25 protein-coding genes and 1 tRNA gene are annotated in these 23,200 nt (G+C 53.6%); 7 read left to right on the top strand and 19 right to left on the bottom strand.

The window, feature by feature from the left end; all coding sequences use genetic code 11:
- Nucleotides 1–1,590, top strand: coding sequence for a microcin C ABC transporter ATP-binding protein YejF (yejF, locus tag LG381_RS11820; RefSeq protein ID WP_032225719.1), 1,590 nt, complete (start codon nucleotides 1–3; stop codon nucleotides 1,588–1,590).
- Between the two features lie 3 nt (nucleotides 1,591–1,593).
- On the opposite strand, the gene LG381_RS11815 is transcribed toward yejF, so the two are convergent.
- From LG381_RS11815 to rsuA, 3 genes are all read right to left on the bottom strand, one after another.
- Nucleotides 1,594–1,938 (bottom strand): YejG family protein, encoded by a 345-nt coding sequence (locus LG381_RS11815; RefSeq protein ID WP_000202796.1) that lies wholly within the window; start codon nucleotides 1,936–1,938, stop codon nucleotides 1,594–1,596.
- A 332-nt stretch (nucleotides 1,939–2,270) separates the two neighbouring features.
- On the bottom strand, nucleotides 2,271–3,461 hold the full coding sequence (gene bcr / locus LG381_RS11810; RefSeq protein ID WP_000213383.1) for a multidrug efflux MFS transporter Bcr: 1,191 nt from the start codon (nucleotides 3,459–3,461) through the stop codon (nucleotides 2,271–2,273).
- Between the two features lie 27 nt (nucleotides 3,462–3,488).
- The gene (gene rsuA / locus LG381_RS11805; protein ID WP_024212366.1) at nucleotides 3,489–4,184 is read right to left on the bottom strand and encodes a 16S rRNA pseudouridine(516) synthase RsuA; all 696 of its coding nucleotides are present in this window, start codon (nucleotides 4,182–4,184) and stop codon (nucleotides 3,489–3,491) included.
- A gap of 149 nt (nucleotides 4,185–4,333) precedes the next feature.
- Between rsuA and LG381_RS11800 the strand changes: the two genes are divergently transcribed.
- The gene (locus LG381_RS11800; RefSeq protein ID WP_000578056.1) at nucleotides 4,334–6,094 is read left to right on the top strand and encodes a DEAD/DEAH box helicase; all 1,761 of its coding nucleotides are present in this window, start codon (nucleotides 4,334–4,336) and stop codon (nucleotides 6,092–6,094) included.
- A 124-nt stretch (nucleotides 6,095–6,218) separates the two neighbouring features.
- A complete protein-coding gene (gene rplY, locus LG381_RS11795; RefSeq protein WP_000494183.1) occupies nucleotides 6,219–6,503 on the top strand; it encodes a 50S ribosomal protein L25 in 285 nt (94 codons plus the stop codon).
- 163 nt (nucleotides 6,504–6,666) lie between these two features.
- Here the strand turns inward: rplY and yejK are convergent, their stop codons facing one another.
- Nucleotides 6,667–7,674, bottom strand: coding sequence for a nucleoid-associated protein YejK (yejK, locus tag LG381_RS11790; RefSeq protein WP_000050780.1), 1,008 nt, complete (start codon nucleotides 7,672–7,674; stop codon nucleotides 6,667–6,669).
- Nucleotides 7,675–7,855: 181 nt separating this feature from the next.
- Here yejK and LG381_RS11785 point away from each other — a divergent pair, with 181 nt between their 5' ends.
- From LG381_RS11785 to narP, 4 genes are all read left to right on the top strand, one after another.
- Nucleotides 7,856–8,083, top strand: a complete 228-nt coding sequence (locus LG381_RS11785) for a YejL family protein (RefSeq protein ID WP_001135667.1) — start codon at nucleotides 7,856–7,858, stop codon at nucleotides 8,081–8,083.
- A 19-nt stretch (nucleotides 8,084–8,102) separates the two neighbouring features.
- Nucleotides 8,103–9,863 (top strand): LPS biosynthesis-modulating metalloenzyme YejM, encoded by a 1,761-nt coding sequence (yejM, locus tag LG381_RS11780; protein ID WP_032225722.1) that lies wholly within the window; start codon nucleotides 8,103–8,105, stop codon nucleotides 9,861–9,863.
- A 74-nt stretch (nucleotides 9,864–9,937) separates the two neighbouring features.
- Nucleotides 9,938–10,014: transfer RNA gene (locus LG381_RS11775), tRNA-Pro, on the top strand.
- 182 nt (nucleotides 10,015–10,196) lie between these two features.
- Complete coding sequence (narP, locus tag LG381_RS11770) at nucleotides 10,197–10,844, top strand: nitrate/nitrite response regulator protein NarP (protein ID WP_010348111.1); 648 nt, start codon at nucleotides 10,197–10,199, stop codon at nucleotides 10,842–10,844.
- Between the two features lie 213 nt (nucleotides 10,845–11,057).
- On the opposite strand, the gene ccmH is transcribed toward narP, so the two are convergent.
- Genes ccmH through napF form a run of 15 tightly spaced genes read right to left on the bottom strand, consistent with a single transcriptional unit; the run spans nucleotide 11,058 to nucleotide 23,197 of the window.
- Nucleotides 11,058–12,110 (bottom strand): cytochrome c-type biogenesis thiol:disulfide oxidoreductase CcmH, encoded by a 1,053-nt coding sequence (gene ccmH / locus LG381_RS11765; RefSeq protein WP_222680266.1) that lies wholly within the window; start codon nucleotides 12,108–12,110, stop codon nucleotides 11,058–11,060.
- Nucleotides 12,107–12,664, bottom strand: a complete 558-nt coding sequence (dsbE, locus tag LG381_RS11760; RefSeq protein WP_225762444.1) for a thiol:disulfide interchange protein DsbE — start codon at nucleotides 12,662–12,664, stop codon at nucleotides 12,107–12,109. Before dsbE ends, ccmH begins: the two co-directional genes overlap by 4 nt.
- Nucleotides 12,661–14,604 (bottom strand): cytochrome c-type biogenesis heme lyase CcmF, encoded by a 1,944-nt coding sequence (gene ccmF / locus LG381_RS11755; protein WP_000982467.1) that lies wholly within the window; start codon nucleotides 14,602–14,604, stop codon nucleotides 12,661–12,663. The genes dsbE and ccmF overlap by 4 nt, the downstream gene beginning before the upstream one ends.
- Nucleotides 14,601–15,080 carry a cytochrome c maturation protein CcmE gene (gene ccmE, locus LG381_RS11750; RefSeq protein WP_001026418.1) on the bottom strand — a complete coding sequence of 160 codons (480 nt, stop codon included), beginning with the start codon at nucleotides 15,078–15,080 and terminating at the stop codon, nucleotides 14,601–14,603. Before ccmE ends, ccmF begins: the two co-directional genes overlap by 4 nt.
- Nucleotides 15,077–15,286, bottom strand: coding sequence for a heme exporter protein CcmD (ccmD, locus tag LG381_RS11745; protein WP_000186547.1), 210 nt, complete (start codon nucleotides 15,284–15,286; stop codon nucleotides 15,077–15,079). The genes ccmE and ccmD overlap by 4 nt, the downstream gene beginning before the upstream one ends.
- A complete protein-coding gene (gene ccmC / locus LG381_RS11740; protein WP_225762443.1) occupies nucleotides 15,283–16,020 on the bottom strand; it encodes a heme exporter protein CcmC in 738 nt (245 codons plus the stop codon). The genes ccmD and ccmC overlap by 4 nt, the downstream gene beginning before the upstream one ends.
- A gap of 41 nt (nucleotides 16,021–16,061) precedes the next feature.
- Nucleotides 16,062–16,724, bottom strand: coding sequence for a heme exporter protein CcmB (gene ccmB / locus LG381_RS11735; protein WP_000971739.1), 663 nt, complete (start codon nucleotides 16,722–16,724; stop codon nucleotides 16,062–16,064).
- Nucleotides 16,721–17,344 carry a cytochrome c biogenesis heme-transporting ATPase CcmA gene (gene ccmA, locus LG381_RS11730; protein ID WP_000525568.1) on the bottom strand — a complete coding sequence of 208 codons (624 nt, stop codon included), beginning with the start codon at nucleotides 17,342–17,344 and terminating at the stop codon, nucleotides 16,721–16,723. The genes ccmB and ccmA overlap by 4 nt, the downstream gene beginning before the upstream one ends.
- 12 nt (nucleotides 17,345–17,356) lie before the next feature.
- Entirely contained in the window at nucleotides 17,357–17,959 is a 603-nt protein-coding gene (gene napC, locus LG381_RS11725) for a cytochrome c-type protein NapC (RefSeq protein WP_000528376.1), read from the bottom strand.
- A gap of 9 nt (nucleotides 17,960–17,968) precedes the next feature.
- Complete coding sequence (napB, locus tag LG381_RS11720; RefSeq protein ID WP_000835174.1) at nucleotides 17,969–18,418, bottom strand: nitrate reductase cytochrome c-type subunit; 450 nt, start codon at nucleotides 18,416–18,418, stop codon at nucleotides 17,969–17,971.
- Entirely contained in the window at nucleotides 18,415–19,278 is an 864-nt protein-coding gene (gene napH, locus LG381_RS11715; protein ID WP_225762442.1) for a quinol dehydrogenase ferredoxin subunit NapH, read from the bottom strand. The genes napB and napH overlap by 4 nt, the downstream gene beginning before the upstream one ends.
- Nucleotides 19,265–19,960, bottom strand: coding sequence for a ferredoxin-type protein NapG (gene napG, locus LG381_RS11710; protein WP_000091291.1), 696 nt, complete (start codon nucleotides 19,958–19,960; stop codon nucleotides 19,265–19,267). The genes napH and napG overlap by 14 nt, the downstream gene beginning before the upstream one ends.
- 6 nt (nucleotides 19,961–19,966) lie before the next feature.
- A complete protein-coding gene (napA, locus tag LG381_RS11705; RefSeq protein WP_000778067.1) occupies nucleotides 19,967–22,453 on the bottom strand; it encodes a periplasmic nitrate reductase subunit alpha in 2,487 nt (828 codons plus the stop codon).
- Nucleotides 22,450–22,713: a chaperone NapD gene (gene napD / locus LG381_RS11700; protein WP_000557378.1), complete on the bottom strand. Its 264-nt coding sequence runs from the start codon at nucleotides 22,711–22,713 to the stop codon at nucleotides 22,450–22,452. The genes napA and napD overlap by 4 nt, the downstream gene beginning before the upstream one ends.
- Nucleotides 22,703–23,197, bottom strand: a complete 495-nt coding sequence (gene napF, locus LG381_RS11695; RefSeq protein ID WP_000686746.1) for a ferredoxin-type protein NapF — start codon at nucleotides 23,195–23,197, stop codon at nucleotides 22,703–22,705. Before napF ends, napD begins: the two co-directional genes overlap by 11 nt.
- Nucleotides 23,198–23,200: the final 3 nt, after the last annotated feature.

The following is a 23,200-nucleotide window of genomic DNA, read 5'->3' as shown; positions in this document are numbered from 1 at the left end:
ATGACGCAAACTCTGTTAGCGATTGAAAACTTGTCGGTGGGTTTTCGCCATCAGCAAACTGTCCGTACCGTAGTGAATGATGTTTCACTACAGATTGAGGCTGGCGAAACGCTGGCGCTGGTGGGCGAGTCAGGTTCTGGCAAGAGCGTTACTGCACTGTCGATTTTACGTCTGCTCCCTTCCCCGCCGGTAGAATATCTTGCTGGAGATATTCGTTTTCATGGCGAATCGCTACTTCATGCCAGCGAGCAAACGTTGCGCGGCGTACGCGGTAATAAGGTAGCCATGATCTTCCAGGAGCCAATGGTGTCGTTAAATCCATTGCATACTCTGGAAAAACAGCTTTATGAAGTGCTTTCACTCCATCGCGGGATGCGACGAGAAGCGGCACGTGGCGAGATATTAAATTGCCTTGATCGCGTCGGTATCCGTCAGGCAGCAAAACGACTGGCAGATTACCCTCATCAGCTCTCAGGCGGCGAACGCCAGCGGGTGATGATTGCAATGGCGCTATTAACGCGCCCGGAATTATTAATTGCCGATGAACCGACTACCGCACTGGACGTCTCTGTCCAGGCGCAGATTTTACAGTTGTTGCGCGAACTGCAACATGAACTGAATATGGGGATGCTGTTTATTACTCATAACCTCAGCATCGTCAGAAAACTGGCTCACCGCGTGGCAGTGATGCAAAACGGTCACTGCGTGGAGCAAAATAACGCCACTGCGCTATTTGCCTCTCCTGTTCATCCTTACACGCAAAAGCTACTCAACAGCGAGCCGTCAGGCGACCCGGTGCCGTTGCCAGAACCAGCCTCAACGCTGCTTGATGTTGAACAGCTTCAGGTTGCCTTCCCCATTCGCAAAGGGATTTTGAAACGCGTTGTCGATCATAACGTGGTAGTGAAAGACATCAGTTTTACGCTACGAGCAGGTGAAACGCTGGGTTTAGTGGGCGAGTCCGGTTCCGGGAAAAGCACGACAGGACTGGCGCTGCTGCGACTGATTAACTCTCAGGGCAGCATCGTCTTTGACGGTCAGCCATTGCAAAATTTAAATCGCCGCCAGCTATTGCCGATTCGCCATCGCATTCAGGTGGTATTTCAGGATCCAAACTCCTCGCTCAACCCACGACTCAACGTATTGCAGATAATTGAGGAAGGGTTGCGGGTTCACCAGCCGACGCTTTCTGCCGCACAACGCGAACAACAAGTGAAAGCCGTGATGCATGAAGTGGGGTTAGATCCTGAAACACGCCACCGCTATCCGGCAGAGTTTTCCGGGGGGCAACGACAACGCATAGCGATTGCCAGAGCGTTGATTCTTAAGCCTTCACTGATCATTCTTGATGAGCCAACATCGTCGCTCGACAAAACGGTACAGGCGCAAATATTGACGCTATTGAAATCATTGCAACAAAAGCATCAACTGGCCTATTTGTTTATCAGCCACGATTTGCACGTTGTCCGCGCGTTATGTCATCAGGTTATCGTACTGCGACAAGGGGAAGTGGTGGAACAAGGGCCGTGCGCACGCGTATTTGCCGCACCACAGCAGGAGTATACGCGTCAGCTACTGGCGTTAAGCTGACGCTTAAAAAGGATTGTAATTTGAGAAGGGCTCGGCAATTGCCACACCAAAATTTTTCAATCGGCATGTCGCCGCAAACTCATCATGGCGATTTACAAACAGGCACGGCTCACCTTCACACTCCAGTACCGAGCATGGAACTTCAATGTCGCTTAACGCCTGGCTTAGTTTGTACATCACCGACCATGCATTATCACCATCCGGGCTAAGCAATTTAAGCGCCACCAGGCTGTTGTCACCGCACGGTCCATTTTGCGGAATCGGTTCAACCTTCGAACCTGCGAAACCAGCAGACCAGCGATAGTTCTGCGGCAGTCGATGGACGATTGAGAGTTGTAATGAAGTCACTTATTTTCCCCGGAAGCACATTTACTTCACAATTTGTTTACATCAATTTTAACACATCATCAACAATCCGTCTTTATACAGATCGTAAAGATTGATGCCTCGCCTGCGTGGCCTCTATGGCTCTGATTTAAATAATATCTGCGGGCGCGGTCACGTTTGCGGGGCTATATGTACCCGTTTCTGCGATCTAACTCAACCTTTTTAACTACAATGATGTGACTTTTTACACAAATTGATTTTACATAAAATAAACAAATGACGGGAGACTGATAGATTTGCGGTTGATATGCATCAACAAAGGAAGCCTTTTAGCTTCCCCGTTGTGCAATAGATCACCGTTTTTTCGGCCGACTGGCGTACAGACAGAAGAGAATGGAGCAGGTCGCACAGAACGCAATCGACCAGATCATCGGCCATGCGGAGTTAAAGGTCGCAAGGGAGAGCAATGCACCGACAATGGCGCCAATACCAAAGCGGAAGGTTCCTGCCAGCGATGATGCCGTTCCCGCCATATGGGGAAACTCATCCAGAATGACCGCCATCGCATTGGATGACACCATCGACACGCAGCCCACAAACGCCGCCACACCAACCACCAGCGACCAGAACCCCAACCCCAGCAGCGCACTGATGACCATCCACGCTGCCATAATAAATTGTATCCACAGCCCCGACCGGAACATATTCAGCGCGCCAATGCGGCGAACAAAGCGACTGTTAAAGATGGTCATCACGAACAAGAAAACAATATTCAGCGCAAAGTAATAACCAAAGTTTTCCGGCGCGACGTGGTTAATTTCAATGTAGACAAACGGTCCGGCGCTTAAGAATGAGAACATCCCGGCAAAGCTGAAACCGCTGGCCAGCATATAACTCAGGACGCGCTTATGGCGGAACAGTGCGGCAAAGTTGCCAATGGTGGTACGGATGTGAAACGGCTGACGACGCTCCGGCGGTAACGTTTCTTTGATCAGGAAGAAGATCATCGCCGAAGCCAGAATCGCCGCCACGGCGAGGATCCAGAAAATGTAATGCCAGCTCAGCCACACCAGCACCCAGCCGCCAACAATCGGCGCCATCAGAGGCGCGATGGTCGTTACCAGCATGACAAACGACATCATCCGCGAGAACTCTTCTTTCGGGTAGATGTCGCGCATCAGGGCGTTGATGACCACGCTGGCCGCCGCCGCTGCCAGCCCGTGAAAGAAACGCATCACAATCAGCTGATCGATAGTTTGCGCCAGTGCACACGCCACCGCCGCCGCAGCAAATACCAGCGTACCGCCAAGAACCACCGGCTTACGCCCGAAGCTATCCGCCATCGGCCCGTAGATTAACTGCCCCAACGCAAAACCCAGAATATAGGTACTCAGGGTCATCTGCGTACTGCCCGCTGGCACACCAAACTGCGCAGAAATCACTGGCAGCGCGGGCAGATACATATCAATCGACAGCGGCATCAACATGGCCAGCAGGCCAAGGATAAAAACAATAGCAAACGACGAATGCTGTCGGGTGGTCACAACGGGCTCCTGAAAGTTATTAAAGTGTTAGACGACGCTGGCAACTTCTTCTTCAGTTAATGGACGATATTCACCGGGTGCTAAATCAGCATCCAGCGTAATGCCGCCAATACGTTCACGATGCAGCTCAACCACGTGGTTACCCACGGCGGCGAACATGCGTTTCACCTGATGATAACGCCCTTCGCTGATGGTCAGACGTACCTGCGTCGGCGTAATCACTTCCAGCACAGCAGGCTTAGTGAGATCTTTTTCGTTATGTAACTGCACGCCTTTAGCAAACTGCTCTGCCGTATCGGCTGCCACCGGGGACTCCAGCGTCACCAGGTAGGTTTTCTCGCAATGATGACGTGGAGAAGTAATGCGGTGCGACCACTGACCATCGTCAGTCATCAGCACCAGGCCGGTAGTGTCGATATCTAGCCGCCCTGCTGCGTGTAGTTTCCACGCCACAGGTTCATCCAGAAAATAGAGCACCGTTGGGTGATCCGGATCGTCAGTAGAACAAACATAGCCCTGAGGCTTATTGAGCATGAAGTAACGTGGTCCGTGTTGCTGTGCCAGCGGGTTTCCATCGTAAGCCACACTGTGTTCAGGGAGCAGTTTAAACGCTGCATTGCGGACGATTTCGCCATCGACGGTGACACGAGTAGCACGGATTTCACGCCCGGCAATAGCACGGCTAACGCCGAGTTGCTGTGCGATAAATTTATCAAGTCGCATGTGTGTGATTTTGCCTGTAAAAAACGGAGGTCGGGTAATGACCCGAAAATCTGAACTGTTGTTCGCCCAGTATAGCGGTCTAATAACTTCCCTCAAGAGAAAAAGATCCGTGGCATACTATTAGCAGAATAATCTACCTACGCGAGACCATGATTTTTACACTCCGTCCATATCAGCAAGAAGCCGTGGATGCCACGCTCAACCATTTTCGTCGTCATAAAACCCCTGCCGTTATCGTGCTGCCTACTGGTGCAGGTAAAAGCCTGGTGATAGCGGAACTGGCACGGCTGGCGCGTGGTCGCGTGCTGGTGCTGGCGCACGTCAAAGAGCTGGTGGCGCAAAACCATGCAAAATATCAGGCTCTGGGGCTGGAAGCCGATATTTTTGCCGCCGGGCTGAAGCGTAAAGAGAGCCACGGTAAAGTGGTGTTTGGCAGCGTGCAGTCCGTCGCTCGCAATCTCGATGCCTTTCAGGGTGAATTTTCGCTGTTGATTGTCGATGAATGCCACCGCATTGGCGACGATGAAGAGAGCCAGTATCAGCAAATCCTTACTCACCTGACAAAAGTGAATCCCCACTTACGCCTGTTGGGGCTGACCGCCACGCCTTTTCGGCTGGGCAAAGGCTGGATCTACCAGTTCCATTATCACGGCATGGTACGTGGCGACGAGAAAGCCCTTTTCCGTGACTGCATTTATGAGCTGCCGCTGCGTTATATGATTAAACACGGCTATCTGACGCCACCAGAACGGCTTGATATGCCGGTAGTGCAATACGATTTCAGCCGCTTGCAGGCACAGAGCAATGGGCTGTTCAGTGAAGCCGATCTCAACCGCGAGCTGAAAAAACAACAACGTATTACGCCGCACATCATCAGCCAGATTATGGAGTTCGCCGCAACGCGCAAAGGGGTGATGATTTTCGCCGCGACGGTTGAACACGCAAAAGAGATTGTGGGATTGCTGCCCGCCGAAGATGCAGCACTCATTACCGGTGACACACCCGGCGCTGAACGTGATGTATTAATTGAAGATTTTAAAGCCCAGCGTTTTCGCTATCTGGTCAACGTTGCGGTACTGACCACCGGATTTGACGCCCCGCACGTCGATCTTATCGCCATCCTGCGCCCTACTGAATCAGTGAGTCTTTACCAACAAATTGTCGGACGCGGTCTGCGTCTGGCGCCCGGCAAGACTGATTGCTTAATTCTTGATTATGCGGGTAATCCTCACGATCTCTACGCGCCAGAAGTTGGCACCCCAAAAGGCAAAAGTGACAACGTTCCGGTACAGGTTTTCTGCCCTGCCTGCGGTTTTGCCAACACCTTCTGGGGCAAAACGACCGCCGACGGTACATTGATTGAACACTTTGGTCGTCGCTGTCAGGGGTGGTTTGAAGATGACGACGGTCATCGCGAACAGTGTGACTTCCGTTTCCGTTTTAAAAATTGCCCACAATGTAACGCGGAAAACGATATTGCCGCCCGACGATGCCGCGAATGTGACACGGTACTGGTTGATCCAGACGACATGTTAAAAGCGGCGCTACGACTCAAAGACGCGCTGGTATTACGCTGTAGCGGCATGTCTTTGCAGCATGGTCACGACGAGAAAGGCGAATGGCTGAAAATCACCTATTACGATGAAGACGGCGCGGATGTGAGTGAGCGTTTCCGTCTACAAACGCCCGCCCAGCGTACCGCCTTCGAACAACTTTTTATCCGCCCGCATACGCGCACACCGGGCATCCCTCTGCGCTGGATAACCGCCGCCGATATCCTCGCCCAGCAAGCCTTATTGCGCCATCCGGATTTTGTTGTTGCCCGCATGAAAGGTCAGTACTGGCAAGTGCGTGAAAAAGTGTTCGATTACGAAGGTCGTTTTCGTCGGGCGCATGAATTACGCGGTTAATGGTAGTTTTGATTGATGTATAAGGCGATTGAGTATAGAATCTCGCCCGCTTTTGCATACGCAAAGCAGATCACTTACCTGTTGCTGGGTCGCCTGTAGCAGGATTAATTTAAGAGAGAAAGAAATGTTTACTATCAACGCAGAAGTACGTAAAGAGCAGGGTAAGGGTGCGAGCCGCCGCCTGCGTGCCGCTAACAAGTTCCCGGCAATCATCTACGGTGGCAAAGAAGCGCCGCTGGCTATCGAGCTGGATCACGACAAAGTCATGAACATGCAAGCTAAAGCTGAATTCTACAGCGAAGTTCTGACCATCGTTGTTGACGGTAAAGAAATCAAAGTTAAAGCTCAGGATGTACAGCGTCACCCGTACAAACCGAAGCTGCAGCACATCGACTTCGTTCGCGCTTAATTGCTGAATAAGTTGTAAAAAACCCCGCTCCGGCGGGGTTTTTTGTATCCGCAGATTATGCCTGATGCGACGCAGTGCGTCTTATCAGGCATACAGGTATTACCGTTATTTGCAGGCCAGAGAAGGCGTCACGCCGCATCTGGCATTCATTACGTAAAACCGATTAATTACCGCCAGACGTCCGGCGCTGAAGCTGATCGCGCAAGTTCGGCGGCGTGCCCTTAATGGTCAGGGTATCGGTCGCCGGGTCCCAGAAAATCCGTTCGCCTAACAGCATTGCATCAAAGTTGATGGTTAAGCCACCACCGCTACCGGCAAACTTAGTCAACTGACGCAGCGTGCTACGATCTGCCGGGAAGCTCTCTTCCAGTTCATAGCCTTTTTCAGCCGCAAATTCCGTGAAGCTCACTTCGCTGACGCCCGCCAGTTCTTTCGACAGCGACTCCAGCTCGATCTCTTCGCCCGCCTGCAATTGCTCATTACAGTAGCTATAAACCTGCTGGCGAACGTTCTGCCGTTCTGCTTTATCCAGTTGCGCTTCGGCGGTAAAGTCATCGACCGCCTGTAACAGTCCACGGTTTTGCGCTTTCGCGTTCAACCCTTCGCTGGCACCGAGGAAATCCATAAAGAAATCTGCCACTTTGCGCCCTACTCGCCCTTTCAGGAAAGTGAGATAACGGGTCGATTCTGGATTGGTTTCCCACTCGGTCAAATCGATACGCGCAACGATATCAGCATGATTAATATCGAGATAATGGGTCGGGTTGATGTCGAGGTTTTCGTTAACGCGCATACTGCTTAAATTGTTCAGTACGCAAATCAGCAAATACTCAACCGCCAGATAGCGATAGTGACAAAACAGCACGAAGCCGCCGTCAGCAAAAGGATATTTCGCCAGTTCGTCACGCAGGCGACCAGTTGCTGCCCGACTAAATGCCAGAAAGTCTTCTTCGCCCTGACGCTGTAAGCGCAGCGTCTGCGCCAGTTCACTTTCCTCGCTAAACAAACCGTAGGCTTTATTCTTGGCGCTATAGACACGATGCAGCTCCGCCACCATCTCAACGACGGTTTCCGTCGGTTCCAGCAATGAATCGCGCAGCACCAGCTCAAGGTTCTGCTCATCACGCTTGATAAGCTGGTGCAGAGCAATCTGGTTGATATCCAGACTCATGATAAACTCTCCTTTTAGACCGGGCGGTATTCAACCACCGCCGGTTAAGCGACGCAATAAAAGATGGCGGTCATTTTACAGAAGGTGGCGTAACGCGAATGATTTAAAGTATAAAAAAGCAGAAAAAAAACCGTTGCTACGGTAATATGTTGCCCTTTCATCAACTAACTGATTTCGATTTATGCCACAAATTTCCCGCTACAGTGATGAACAGGTTGAACAATTGCTCGCAGAGCTGCTCAACGTACTGGAAAAACATAAGGCTCCGACCGACCTTTCCCTGATGGTGTTAGGCAATATGGTCACCAACCTTATCAACACCAGCATTGCCCCGGCTCAGCGCCAGGCGATTGCCAACTCTTTTGCCCGCGCCTTACAGTCCTCTATCAACGAAGACAAAGCGCACTAAGGGAAACAGATAACAGGTTATGGTAACTCATCGTCAGCGCTACCGTGAAAAAGTCTCCCAGATGGTCAGTTGGGGGCACTGGTTTGCACTGTTCAATATTCTGCTTTCGCTCGTCATTGGCAGCCGTTACCTGTTTATCGCCGACTGGCCGACAACGCTTGCGGGTCGTATTTATTCCTACGTAAGCATTATCGGTCATTTCAGCTTCCTGGTGTTCGCCACCTATTTGCTGATCCTCTTCCCGCTGACCTTTATTGTCGGCTCCCAGAGGCTGATGAGGTTTTTGTCCGTCATTCTGGCAACGGCGGGAATGACGCTATTACTGATCGATAGCGAAGTCTTTACCCGTTTCCATCTCCATCTTAATCCCATCGTCTGGCAGCTAGTTATCAACCCGGACGAAAATGAGATGGCGCGCGACTGGCAGCTGATGTTCATCAGTGTGCCGGTAATATTATTGCTTGAACTGGTATTTGCGACGTGGAGCTGGCAAAAGCTGCGCAGCCTGACACGTCGTCGGCGCTTCGCCCGTCCGCTGGCCGCATTCTTATTCATCGCCTTTATCGCCTCGCATGTGGTGTATATCTGGGCCGATGCCAACTTCTATCGCCCGATCACCATGCAGCGCGCTAACCTGCCGCTTTCGTACCCGATGACGGCGCGACGTTTTCTTGAGAAGCATGGTCTGCTTGATGCGCAGGAGTATCAACGCCGTCTTATTGAGCAAGGCAATCCAGATGCTGTTTCCGTACAGTATCCGTTAAGCGAACTGCGCTACCGCGATATGGGCACCGGGCAAAACGTCTTGCTGATTACTGTCGATGGCCTGAACTACTCACGCTTTGAGAAGCAGATGCCTGCGCTGGCAGGCTTTGCGGAACAAAATATTTCGTTCACGCGCCATATGAGTTCCGGCAACACGACCGACAACGGCATCTTTGGCCTGTTCTATGGCATATCGCCAAGTTATATGGACGGCATTCTGTCGACCCGTACACCTGCGGCATTAATTACCGCGCTTAACCAGCAAGGCTATCAACTGGGGTTATTCTCATCCGATGGCTTTACCAGCCCGTTGTATCGTCAGGCATTGTTGTCAGACTTCTCAATGCCGAGCGTTCGCACGCAATCCGATGAGCAGACTGCCACACAGTGGATCAACTGGCTGAGCCGCTACGCGCAAGAAGATAATCGCTGGTTCTCATGGGTATCTTTCAATGGCACTAACATTGACGACAGCAATCAGCAGGCATTTGCACGGAAATATAGCCGCGCGGCAGGTAATGTCGATGACCAGATTAACCGCGTTCTTGATGCGCTGAAAGCGTCCGGCAAGCTGGACAATACGGTGGTGATTATTACTGCCGGTCGGGGCATTCCGCTGGTCGAAGAGGAAGAAACCTTTGACTGGTCCCACGGTCATCTTCAGGTGCCGTTAGTGATTCACTGGCCAGGCACACCGGCACAGCGAATTAATACCCTGACCGACCATACCGATCTGATGACCACGCTGATGCAACGTCTGCTACACGTCAGCACACCGGCGAGCGAATATTCGCAAGGTCAGGATTTGTTCAACCCTGAGCGCCGTCATTACTGGGTGACTGCGGCGGATAACAATACGCTGGCAATTACCACCCCGAAAATGACGCTGGTACTGAACAATAACGGTAAATACCGCACTTACAACTTACGTGGCGAAAGAGTGAAAGACGAAAAACCACAGTTAAGTTTGTTATTGCAAGTGCTGACAGACGAGAAGCGTTTCATCGCTAACTGATTAATTATAAATCAGTTAGCAAAATATCTTACTTGCAATCGGTGTGGAAAACGGTAGTATAAGCAGCCACGAGTCGGCACGTAGCGCAGCCTGGTAGCGCACCGTCATGGGGTGTCGGGGGTCGGAGGTTCAAATCCTCTCGTGCCGACCAAAAATCCCAAGAAAACCAACCTTTACGGTTGGTTTTTTTATATCCACAGCATTGTCTTGCTACCCTCACTTGCAGTTTTACTACATGCCCATACATAAAATGGGGTAACATTCACGCGCCTGGTAGCGTTACCAACGCTACGCTCAAACATAATGATTCTAATAAAACCTCAGGAGACTACTATGCCTGAAGCAACGCCTTTTCAGGTGATGATTGTGGATGATCATCCACTTATGCGACGCGGTGTTCGTCAGTTACTGGAGCTTGATCCTGGTTTTGAAGTGGTCGCCGAAGCAGGCGACGGCGCTAGTGCTATCGATCTGGCTAATCGACTGGATATCGACGTTATCTTGCTGGATCTCAATATGAAAGGTATGAGTGGCCTGGATACCCTCAATGCCTTGCGCAGGGATGGCGTTACCGCGCAAATTATTATCCTGACCGTATCAGATGCCTCCAGCGATGTCTTTGCACTGATAGACGCAGGCGCAGACGGCTATCTGCTAAAAGACAGCGACCCGGAAGTATTGCTGGAAGCAATTCGCGCCGGAGCAAAAGGCAGCAAAGTCTTTAGCGAACGCGTCAATCAGTACTTGCGCGAACGTGAAATGTTCGGTGCGGAAGAAGATCCCTTCAGCGTGCTGACGGAGCGTGAGCTGGATGTTCTGCACGAGCTGGCGCAAGGGCTGTCGAATAAGCAAATTGCCTCGGTGTTGAATATTTCTGAGCAGACGGTAAAAGTGCACATTCGCAATCTGCTGCGTAAACTCAATGTCCGCTCACGCGTGGCGGCCACCATTCTGTTCCTGCAACAACGCGGGACACAATAAAAAAATAGCCCGATGGATTTATCATCGGGCTGAGATTGATGACAAACGCAAAACTGCCTGATGCGCTATGCTTATCAGGCCTACGCAGATCGAGCAATGTATTGAATTTGCACGATTTTGTAGGCCGAATAAGGCGATCACGCCGCATCCGGCATAAACATAGCGCACGTTGTCATCCGCCTGGCTCCAATGGCGTCACCATCGGGCTTCTTCTTACTTACTCTCCTGCGGCGACAAATGCTGCATCGCCTGCGCGATACTGCGCTCAATCACCGCACGGCGAGTATCGTTGGCAGGTAAGAGTTTCAACATCATCTCCCACGCGGCAACGGCTTCGCCAAATCGCTGCTGCTCAAAGGCGTTAAACGCATACATGCTCAGCACGCGAATATTGCTGTGGTCACTTCTCACCAGTTGACGCAACAACTCGCCGCCCAGGCGGTTATCGTTGGGGTCAGAAGAACGCGTTAACGCCTCCGCGTAACCTAGCGCAGCATCACTGTTTTTCGGATCGAGGCGATACGCAGTGGCATATGCATCGGTCGCGATACTGGCGTTACCCAGCGCCATCCCAACGCGACCCAACATAATCCAGCCTTCAATATCTCCTGGATTTTTTTGCAGTTGAGTACGCATCCCCAGCGCAAGACGTGACATCTCTTCTTCGTTGAGCGGATCGGCTTTCGGATCCAGCGCCCTGTCCAGCAACGCCGGAGCCTGCGCCGTGGCCTGCTGCCAGATTTTCACCTGCTGATAATTGCCAGTCTGGTAGTAGCTGACGCCAGCTACAATTAACGCCACCACAATACCCGGCAGATAAACAACATATCCGGCACGCTTACCTTCCGGCACGCTTTGTTCAGGAAACTCCTCCTGCGCCACATGCACCCGACGCCGCGAGCGGGAGTAAATCACCCAGCCGCCGATACCAATAGCGACAACTGGCAGCACCCACAGCAGCACGGTCAGCGGTGTTAATGGCGGATCGTAAGTGACGAAGTTGCCGTAACGCGCCACCATATAATCAACAATCTCTTTCTTGCTTTTACCTTCCTGCATCAGTTCATACACTTTCTGGCGCAGGTCAGTGGCAATCATCGAGTTGGAATCGGCAATACTGTTGTTCTGGCATTTCGGGCAGCGCAGTTCTTCCGTGAGCTGGCGGAACTGCTGTTCCTGTGCTTCATCTTTAAACTGCAACACGTCGATGGTCGCCAGCGCCGAGCCGGAGATCATCAGCATCAGCACGCCCAATAAAAACCTCATTGTGCGGCCTCCTTACTGTATTTCTCCCACAGCGGCTTGATCTCTTCTTCCCAGACGCGAGGATTGAGATCGCCCGCATGGCGATAGCGAATGATGCCGTTGCCATCGATGAGAAACGTTTCTGGCGCGCCATACACGCCGAGATCCAGCCCTAACATGCCGTCGCCATCAAACAGGCTTAGCGCGTAAGGATTGCCCAGTTCTTTCAGCCAGCTAATTGCTTTCTGCCAGTCGTCTTTATAGTTCATACCCACCACGCGGATGCCCTGCGCAGAAAGCTGATTCAGATATTGATGTTCCGCACGGCAGGTCGGGCACCAGGTCGCCCAGACGTTAAGCAGCACCGGTTTGCCCTGAGTCAGCACATCTGCCTGATAAAACTGCCCCGGATTGTCCAGTGATTCGAGGCGAAACGTCGGCACTGGCTTGCCAATGAGCGCCGATTCCAGATTGGTCGGATCATCCCCTTCGGCATTACGCGCCAGCTGCCACAGCAATGCTGCGGCAATCGCCAGGAAGATAATCAAAGGAATTAACAATACTTTGCGCTTCATACAGCCTCCGGCGCAGTTTTCTGCGGGTTCACGCGCTTACGATAGCGAGGATCAAACAGACACAGCAGTCCGCCCAACGCCATCATCAGCCCGCCCGCCCAAATCCAGCGAACAAATGGTTTGTAGTAAAGACGCACGGCCCACGCGCCGTTTTCCAGCTCTTCACCGAGTGCCGCGTACAGGTCACGCGTGATGCCACCGTCAATCGCCGCTTCGGTCATCATCGACCCGGCAGTGTTGTAATAACGTTTTTCTGCATACAGCACTGTTTCCGGCTTGCCATCTCGCGTTACGCCGATAGTCGCCACACCGCCACGCCAGTTCGGACCAGTCACCTCTTTGACATCACGGAAGGTGAAGCGATATTCATGAATATCGACGCTATCGCCGGACTTCATGCGCACATCACGCTCAACGCTATAGTTCTGGCTAAAAGCAATGCCAACAATTGTCACTGCCAGCCCCAGGTGAGCCGCCACCATCCCCCAATAACTGAAGGTGGTTTTCGTGCCGCGTGAAATACGCAGCGCAGCTTCCGCAATTGCCAGCACCGCAATCCAGCAGGCCATTGCCAGACCGAGCACCGTCATCGCCACAACTTTGCTTTCGAACAGCCACGGCAACAGCAGCGACAGCACCAGCGTAGAGATGAAGGCGATAATCAACAAATTGCGGATTTTACGCGGGCGATCGCGTCCCCAGCGCACCAGAGGGCCGACACCAAGCAGTAGCGCAAACGGCACCATCAGCCAGGTAAACATAGTGTTGAAGAACGGTTCGCCAATCGAAATACTGCCCAGTCCCAGTTGCTTGTGCACCAGCGGCAGCAGCGTCCCCAGCAACACCACCAGCATCGCGGCGACCAGCAAAACGTTGTTCGCTAACAGCAAAGATTCCCGCGACCACAGCGCATTGTTTACGCGTGAGCGAACTTTGTGTCCACGCGCGGCAAACAGCAGCAGCGAACCACCAATCACCAGCACCATAAAGGCGAGGATAAACATACCGCGTGCCGGATCAGACGCAAACGCGTGTACCGATACCAGCACGCCGGAACGCACGAGGAAAGTCCCCAACAGACACAACGAGAAGGCACTGATTGCCAGCAGTAATGTCCACGCTTTGAAGCTGGCGCGTTGTTCAGTGACCGCCAGTGAGTGCATCAGCGCAGTCCCCACCAGCCACGGCATAAACGAGGCGTTTTCTACCGGATCCCAGAACCACCAGCCGCCCCAGCCGAGTTCGTAATAGGCCCATGCGGAACCAAGCACAATGCCGAGCGTCAGGAAGATCCACGCCGCCAGCGTCCACGGACGGGTAAAACGTGCGTAAGTGCTGTCCAGACGCCCACTCAGCAAAGAAGCAATGGCAAAAGCAAACGCCACCGAGAAGCCGACGTACCCCATATAAAGCAGAGGCGGATGGAAGATTAGCCCCGGATCCTGCAACAGCGGGTTAAGATCGCGACCTTCAATCGGGAAGTTCGGCAACGTGCGTGAGAACGGGTTAGAGGTAAAGAGAATGAACAGCAAAAAGCCGACACTGACCATCCCCATTATCGCCAGTACGCGAGCAACAATATCCAGCGGAATACGCTGGCTAAAAATCGCTACCGCAAACGTCCAGCCGCTCATCAGCAGCACCCACAGCAGTAGCGAGCCTTCATGCGCGCCCCAGGTAGCCGCCACGCGATACCACACCGGAAGCTGGGTATTGGAGTTGCTGGCAACATAGGTGACGGTAAAGTCGTTGACCACGAAAGCATTGACCAGCACCAGAAATGCGCCAGCCACAGTCATGAACAGTAGCCAGGCAAACAAGCGGGAAGACGCCATCATGCGCGCATCTCCGCGCGCCACGCCCCATAACGGATACACGGACAGCAGCAGCGCAATTCCTAGCGCCAGGCACAGCAGCCCGTTACCAATTTCTGGCATCATGATGCTGGATCCTTATAAACACTCGCCGGGCGACGGTGATTCGCTTCCATCGCTTTTTCGACTTCTGGCGGCGTATAGTTTTCATCGTGTTTCGCCAGCACTTCTTTCGCGAGGATATGATTGCCTTTTTCCAGTTCGCCCTGCACCACAACGCCCTGCCCTTCACGGAACAGATCCGGCAAAATGCCTTCGTAAGAGACATCCACTGAGCCTTCAGCGTCGTAAATGGTGAACGTTACTTTCAGCGAATTGGGATCGCGCTGCACGCTCCCCGGCATCACCATTCCGCCGACGCGCAGGCGCTGCCCGACTTCCGGCATCTGTTGGGTTTCACGTTTGCCGTAGAGAATCTCCCCCGGCGTATAAAAAAGATCGATATTCGAGCGCAGCGCATATAGCACCAGACCGATAGTCAGCGCCAGCCCCGCCAGAACGGCACAGGCAATCCACAAGCGGTTTTTACGGCGAATATTCATGCAGCCTCCTGCTGTTGCGCAGCACGTAAACGCGCCTCACGCGCCCGCTGTTGCGCCACGCCACGCAGAATTGCGCGATGCTGCATCACCGAGTGCACGACCAAAACCACCAGCGGAATAACGGTCATCACCACCGCCAGCCAGACATAAAAGGCGTAACCGCCCATTGCGAAAAATTCATTCCAGGAAGCAAATGCAGGGGTCATTTACGGCCTCTTTTCAGTATCAGTTCACTCACCCACGGACGGCGTTTTTCCATCAGCAAAATCAAATTACGCATCCGCATCAGCGTCAGCGTGGCAGACAGCAGCAGGAAGCCGAAAATCGACCAGCGCAGCGGCGAACGCATCGCCGGATCGATACTTTGCTGCATCCGCGTTGATCCCTGATGCAGGGTGTTCCACCACTCCACGGAGTAATGAATAATCGGCAGATTCACCACGCCAATCAGCACCAGAATACCTGCCGCACGGCCTGCCAGACGCCGGTCGTCGAAGGCGTGCCACAGGGCAATCACACCCACATACAAAAACAGCAGCACCAGTTCAGAAGTCAGGCGTGCGTCCCATACCCACCAGGTGCCCCACATCGGTTTTCCCCACGCAGAACCGGTGACCAGGGCAATAAAGGTAAACACGGCACCAATGGGCGCCATCGCCGCCACCGCCAGGTTGGCTATTTTCATCTGCCAGATAAGGCCAATAAACGCGGCCACCGCCATTGAGGCATAAATCCCCATTGACCAGATCGCCGCAGGTACATGCAGATAGATAATGCGGTAGCTATTTCCCTGTTGATAATCAGCGGGGGCAAAGCCGAATCCCCAGATCCAGCCGACGGTAAGCACAACCACACTGGCGATTGCCAGCCACGGTATAAACCAGCCACAGATTTGGTACAGCCGTGGTGGGATCGCCAGTTGATGCAGTGTTTTCCACATAGTTTCGATACCAGACTTGAACAAAAATCAGTAATCCAGCGTTATTGAATGCTGATTCTTAACGCTGCCGCCGTCGCAAAAGGACTTAATGTCGCGGTGCCTGCCAGCAACGCGCCTAAAATTGCCAGATACCCGTCAACGGGCAAATGCATCGAAGCCGCGTCCATCGCGGCGGTGGCAAAGATGAGTAATGGGATAGTCAGCGGTAATACCAGAATGCTCAGTAGCACGCCGCCGCGCTTAAGTCCCACCGTCAGTGCCACGCCAGGTGCGCCGAGAAAGCCAAGCGTTGGGGTTCCCAGCAGCAGCGTCAGCGCCATCACTTGCCAGCCATAAACGTCCATTCCCAGTAGCAATGCCACCAGAGGCGAGAGGATGAGTAACGGCAGACCGGTTACCATCCAGTGCGCCATCACCTTCGCCAGCACAACGGCAGGCAAGGGTAACGGCAACAACATCAATTGTTCAAGACTGCCGTCCTGCAAATCATCACGGAACAGCCGCTCCAGCGCCAACAGTGAAGAAAGCAGCGCCGCAACCCAGATAACTCCCGGTGCAATACGCGCCAGCAGCTGCGGCTCCGGGCCAATACTGAGCGGAAAAAGGGTAATAACAATCAGGAAGAACCACAGCGGATTAGCGATTTCGGCACTATGGCGAAACGCCACGCGCAGCTCAAGACGGAAAATGCGCCAGAACATCATGCGGCCCTCGTTTGCGTCAGTGAAATGCGGCGAATTTTACTTTCAGCAACGTTGAGCGGCTGGTGAGTGGTCAGAATCACAATCCCCCCCTGCTCCGTATGTTGCGCCATTCGCTGGGTCAGACGATCGACGCCGTTAACGTCAATCGCGGTAAAAGGTTCGTCGAGGATCCATAACGTGGCACGGGTCAACCACAGACGCGCTAAAGCGACGCGGCGTTGTTGCCCGGCAGAAAGTTGATTTACCGGAATATCTTCGAATCCGGCAAGCCCGGCCTGCGCCAGAGCTTCCAGACATTGTGCGGTATCGCCATCGCGATGATAAAAGTGCAGATTTTCTAACGCCGTCAGCCGGGTTTTGATCCCCGGCTGATGGCCTATCCATAACAGGTTTTGATGGTAGCTGTCGCGTACCTGATGCAAGGGCTGCCCTTGCCAGAGAACGTCACCCGCATCAGGGCGAGACAATCCCGTCAGCAAACGGAGAAGCGTTGTCTTCCCCGCGCCGTTGCTACCGGTGATTTGTACCCACTCTCCTGCGTTCAGCGTAAATGATAAACCACTAAATAAGGTTCGTTCATCCCGCTCACAAAGTAACTCTCTGGCTTCAAGCATACCCAAGCAATAACCCTGTTAAAAACCTGGCTCGACTTCACGCATATCGGGCAGCTTGTGCGCTATCCCTTTATGGCAATCAATACAGGTTTGCCCATCTTTCACCGCCTGGTCGTGCATCTTAGCGGCAACAGATTTCTGGGCGGTTGTATCCATATACTCGAAGTTGTGACAGTTACGGCACTCCTGCGAGTTATTGTCCTTCATGCGCCGCCACTCATTCTGTGCCATCGTCAGGCGATGAGCTTCAAATTTCTGCGGCGTGTCAATAACGCCAAAAATTTTACCATACAGCTCTTTACTTGCTTTGAGCTTGCGTATCATCTTCGGCACAAACTCGTGCGGAACGTGACAATCCGGACAGGTCGCACGGACGCCGCTACGGTTGTTGTAGTGCACGGAATCCATGTATTCCTGATACACCGTGTTACGCATTTCGTGGCAGCTAATGCAGAACTCTTCGGTGTTGGCTTTTTCCATACCGGTGTTAAAGCCGCCCCAGAAGACGATGCCGCCGACAAAACCGATCAACAGCAGCGTCCCCAGCGCCAGACGGCTGGGGGTACGCCACCATTTCCACAGGCGCTTAATCAGACCAGGCTTACGGTCAGAATTTCCCATAATAACCTCTTATTTCCCGTAACCTTTTGATGGGGTAAAGGTATTCCCCACGATTGGCGCGGTATCGGCCTGCGGCACGTGACATTGCAGACAGAAGTAACGACGCGGAGCCACTTCTGCGCCCACTTTGCCGTCGCTGTCCATAAAGTGAGTAGGACTGATACGCGGCGCGCCAGTGGTGCGATAACTTTCGACACCGTGGCACTGCAAGCAGCGGTTGGTATTGGTCGTTACCTGATAACCTTCAACGCTATGCGGGATCATTGGCGGCTGATTCACATAGTTCAGCGGCATCCGATCCTGCTCTTTTGGCATCCGAATGGCCCCTTCCTGCGTCCCGGATACTTCCGGCGACTGGCTAAAATCGACGCCATTAGCCGCCCAAACCGCGCCGCTTACCACCAGGGCCAGCATCGCCGTCCATTGACACAGCGCCTTCTTCAGGTCATGGCTTTTCATGATTTCGCTCCCGAACTCCATCGTGTAGTTATTGTAAATACATCCTCAGAACAGACATCCACGCAGCGACCGCACGTCATGCAATCGCGGCTGGTGACCTGCACCGGGCTTTGTTCATCCAGCACCGGGGCACGTAGCACATGCGGTTCCGGGCAAACATGAAAACAATCCATACAGCGGTTACATTTCTGCCGATCGGTGGCCGCAACGGTAATCACACCTTTGCTACCCAGCACGCCATACAGTGCACCAACCGGACAAATGTGCCCGCACCAGCCGTGTTCAACGACCAGTAGATCAAATAAAAACAGCGCGAGAATAAGCAGCGCGCCGCTACCGAAACCCATTACCAGGCTACGCCCCATCAGGGAAACGGGGTTGATCCATTCCCAGATGAGCGAGCCAGTTAAGGCCGAACCCACCAGAATGACCACCAACAGCACGTAGCGAATGTGGCGCGGGATCGTCGCAGACTGATTAAGGTCAAAACGCCGGCGCAACCAGTTCGCTAAGTCGGTAATCGGGTTCAGCGGGCAGACCCAACTGCAAAATAATCGCTTTCCTGCCAGGGCGTAGAGCACGGTGATAATTACCGCACCGGTCAACGCCACCGTGGCAGGCAGATGACCGCTGGCAAGGCTTTGCAGCGTCATCAGCGGATCGGTCAGCGGAACGGTGTCGAATAACAGGCTACTGCTGTAGTTGCCGTGCAAAATCCACACACCAAACCACGGGCCGCTCAAAAACATCCCCAGCACGAAGAACTGACAAAGGCGACGCAATACCAGCCAACGGTGAGTGCGCCACCAGCCTTTTTTCTCCAGCGCCTCGCGCCCGGCGTCACGTTTACGATTTGCCATTGTTCCCCTCCAGCCAGCCGAAGCGGTAATGGTGACCTAACTCCCCTTTCGCCAGTGACAGCGGTAACACCTTGATTGCCGGTTGTTCCAGCACGCACACTTTTTCGCACTTACCGCAGCCGGTACAGGCGTCGCTGTGAACCGTCGGCAGAAAGCGGGCGTGCTTACCGGTACGCGTGTTGCGCTCCAGCTCCAGGGTGATTGCCTCATCAATTTTCGGGCATTCGCGATAACAAACATCGCAGCGCAGCCCCTGAAAGTTGAGGCAGTTCTCCTGATCCACCAACACCGCCAGCCCCATTCGCGCGTCGTCGATCGATTCGATCTCACGATCCAACGCACCGCTCGGGCACACTTTGGCGCACGGAATGTCCTCACACATTTCGCAAGGAATATCCCGTGCGACAAAATATGGCGTGCCCGCCGACAGGCCAGAAGCCAGCGTCGCCAGTTTTAAGGTGTCATAAGGGCAAGCCTGAACACACTGACCGCAACGCACACAGGCACTGGCAAAGGCGTTCTCGTTTATGGCTCCGGGCGGGCGCAACCGCACGCCAGATGCGCGTGCGGTTTGCTGTTGTAACCCCAGCGCCACACCCACGGCAGCCAGCCCGCCTGCTGTGCGAACGACATCGCGCAGAAAGCGGCGGCGACCATTTTGAGGTTTCGCTGACCGGGACATAATGGCTTACACCTTCTCCAGTTTGACCGCGCACTTCTTGAAGTCCGTCTCTTTCGAGAGCGGATCGGTCGCATCCAGCGTCAGTTTGTTAACCAGCTGTGCGGCGTCGAAGAACGGCATATACACCAGCCCCTGCGGCGGACGGTTACGACCGCGCGTTTCAACAATCGAGATCACTTCGCCACGGCGAGAAACCACTTTCACTTTGTCGCCACGGCGCAGATCGCGCGCTTTCGCATCCAACGGGTGAATAAACAGGACCGCTTCCGGGAAGGCACGGTGCAGTTCTGGTACACGGCGAGTCATACTGCCGGTGTGCCAGTGCTCCAGGACGCGTCCGGTAGAGAGCCACAGATCGTACTCTTCATCCGGTGCTTCCGCCGCCGGTTCGAACGGCAGTGCGAAGATCACCGCTTTGCCATCCGGTTTACCGTAGAACTTATAGCCTTCGCCCGCTTTCACGTACGGGTCGTTACCTTCGCTGTAACGCCACTGCGTTTCTTTACCGTTCACCACCGGCCAGCGCAGACCGCGCGCTTTGTGGTAGTCATCGAACGGTGCCAGATCGTGACCGTGACCGCGACCAAACCATGCGTACTCTTCGAACAGCCCTTTTTGCAGATAGAAGCCCAGCTCGCGGGATTCATCGTTCAGCTGATCTTCCGCCAGTTCGGATACCGGGAATTTGCTCACTTCGGGGGTGGCATACAGAACTTCGTACAGCGTTTTGCCACGCAGTTCCGGTTTCTTCGCCAGCAGCTCTTCCGGCCATACTTCTTCTGTTTTGAAGCGGCGGGAGAACTGGACTAACTGCCAGAGATCCGATTTCGCTTCGCCCGGTGCCTGTACCTGCTGACGCCAGAACTGAGTACGGCGTTCGGCATTACCGTAAGCGCCCTCTTTCTCTACCCACATTGCGGTCGGCAGGATCAAGTCCGCTGCCAGCGCACTGACTGTCGGATACGGATCGGAGACGATGATGAAGTTGCGCGGATCGCGCCAGCCCGGCATACGCTCTTCATTAATGTTCGGCCCGGCCTGCATGTTATTGGTACACATGGTCCAGTAAACATTCAGCTTGCCGTCTTTCAGCGCACGGTCTTGTGCCACCGCGTGCAGACCGATTTTCGCCGGAATGGTGCCGCTCGGGATATTCCACTTCTTCTCGCAGATATCACGGTGTTTCTCGTTAGTCACCACCATGTCCGCAGGCAGACGGTGAGCAAAGGTGCCCACTTCACGCGCAGTACCACACGCGGAAGGCTGCCCGGTCAGGGAGAACGGACCACAACCCGGCTGGGAAATTTTGCCGGTCAGCAGGTGCAGGTTGTAGACCAGGTTGTTGGCCCACACGCCACGAGTATGCTGGTTGAAGCCCATCGTCCAGTAGGAGATGACTTTCTTGTTCGGATCGGCATACAGCTGCGCCAGTTGTTCTAACTGGTCTTTCGGCACGCCGGTCATTTCGGCAGTTTTTTCCAGCGTATACTCAGCAACGAAGGCTTTGTAATCTTCAAAGCTCATCGGTTCGGAGGCGTCAGAACCTGGATTCTTCGCTGCTTTTTCCAGCGGATGGGTCGGACGTAAACCGTAGCCGATGTCCGTCGCCCCTTTACGCAGATTAACGTGTTTGCTGAAGAAGTCCTGATTTATCGCATTGTTTTGAATGATATAGTTGGCGATGTAGTTCAGGATCACCAGGTCAGACTGTGGCGTAAAGATGATGCCGTTATCCGCCAGCTCGAAGCTACGATGCTGGTAGGTAGAAAGCACCGCTACGGTGACGTTCTGATTAGAGAGACGACGGTTAGTGATGCGCGACCAGAGGATCGGGTGCATCTCCGCCATGTTTGCGCCCCACAGCACAAACGCGTCAGCCTGCTCGATGTCGTCATAGCAGCCCATCGGCTCATCCATACCAAAGGTACGCATAAAGCCAACTACTGCCGACGCCATACAGTGACGCGCGTTCGGGTCGATGTTGTTCGAACGGAAGCCCGCTTTGAACAACTTGGACGCAGCATAACCTTCCCAGATAGTCCATTGACCAGAACCGAACATACCGATCGATTCCGGCCCTTTTTCTTTCAGGGCGGTTTTGAATTTCTCTTCCATCACATCGAAGGCTTGATCCCAGGTGATTGGGGTAAATTCGCCTTCTTTGTCATATTTACCGTTTTTCATACGCAGCAGCGGCTGCGTCAAACGGTCTTTACCGTACATGATTTTGGGCAGGAAATAGCCCTTAATGCAGTTCAGGCCACGGTTAACCGGTGCGTCCGGGTCGCCCTGACAGGCCACCACACGCCCCTGCTGCGTTCCGACCAGAACGCCGCAACCAGTACCACAGAAACGGCACGGCGCTTTATCCCATTTAATGGCTTCCTGCTGACCAACAACGGCGCGGGCAACGCCCGGCACGCTGAGACCGGCAGCCGCCGCAGCGGCCGCAACGGCGTTAGCTTTCATAAAGCTACGACGACTGAGTTTCATGGTGTTTCCTCACCTTGCTCTTCCTGCTGGTGATAAACCAGCGACACCGCCAGCACGCCCTCTACGTTGCGTACTGACTCAATGGTTTGGATCAGCGTTTCGCTGTCTTCTGCTTCCACCACCACAATCAACTGACCGCTCGGCGCGTCGCTGACAGCAACTTCACAGCCGGGAAAGGCGTTCAGTTGGGTGCTGATGTCTGAAATTCGTTCGCTTTTGGCCTGAACGACCAGGCTGCAAACTTGCCAGTTAGTGTGCATGGAGATACTCCGCAGTTATGGCTGATACCGGACAGCTGGCTGCACATGCTCCACATCCGTTGCAAAGTTGGCTATTAAGTTGCGGCTGGTAGATCCCGGAGAGCGTCGGGCGAAAGATAATTGCCATTGGCTCACAGCTATCCTGACAGCGGCGGCATTCAACTGACTGATACGCCAGGCACGCGTCCCCAATGGTGAACTGCAAATCCCAGGCCCTGGTGTGGCGCGGAGAAAATAGCGATTCGGGGCAAGCCTGCGCGCAGGCGTAACAGAAGCTGCACTCGTTATTTTTGAAATTAACGCTCGGATAGCCACCCGCGCCGCGTTGCAGAATGTTGTTTTCACAAGCATTAATACAGGCGTCGCAGCGGGTGCAATAGGTCAGAAAATGAGATTCATCACCGGACCAGGGCGGACGGATACCGTTACTGGCTTTGCGCCAGCGACCAGTGAGTATGCCCCGACGGGATGCATCAATCTTCACATT

The organism is Escherichia sp. Marseille-Q3837 (assembly GCF_916618735.1).
Classification (GTDB): domain Bacteria; phylum Pseudomonadota; class Gammaproteobacteria; order Enterobacterales; family Enterobacteriaceae; genus Escherichia; species Escherichia ruysiae.
This window is presented reverse-complemented; position numbering and strand designations above follow the sequence as displayed.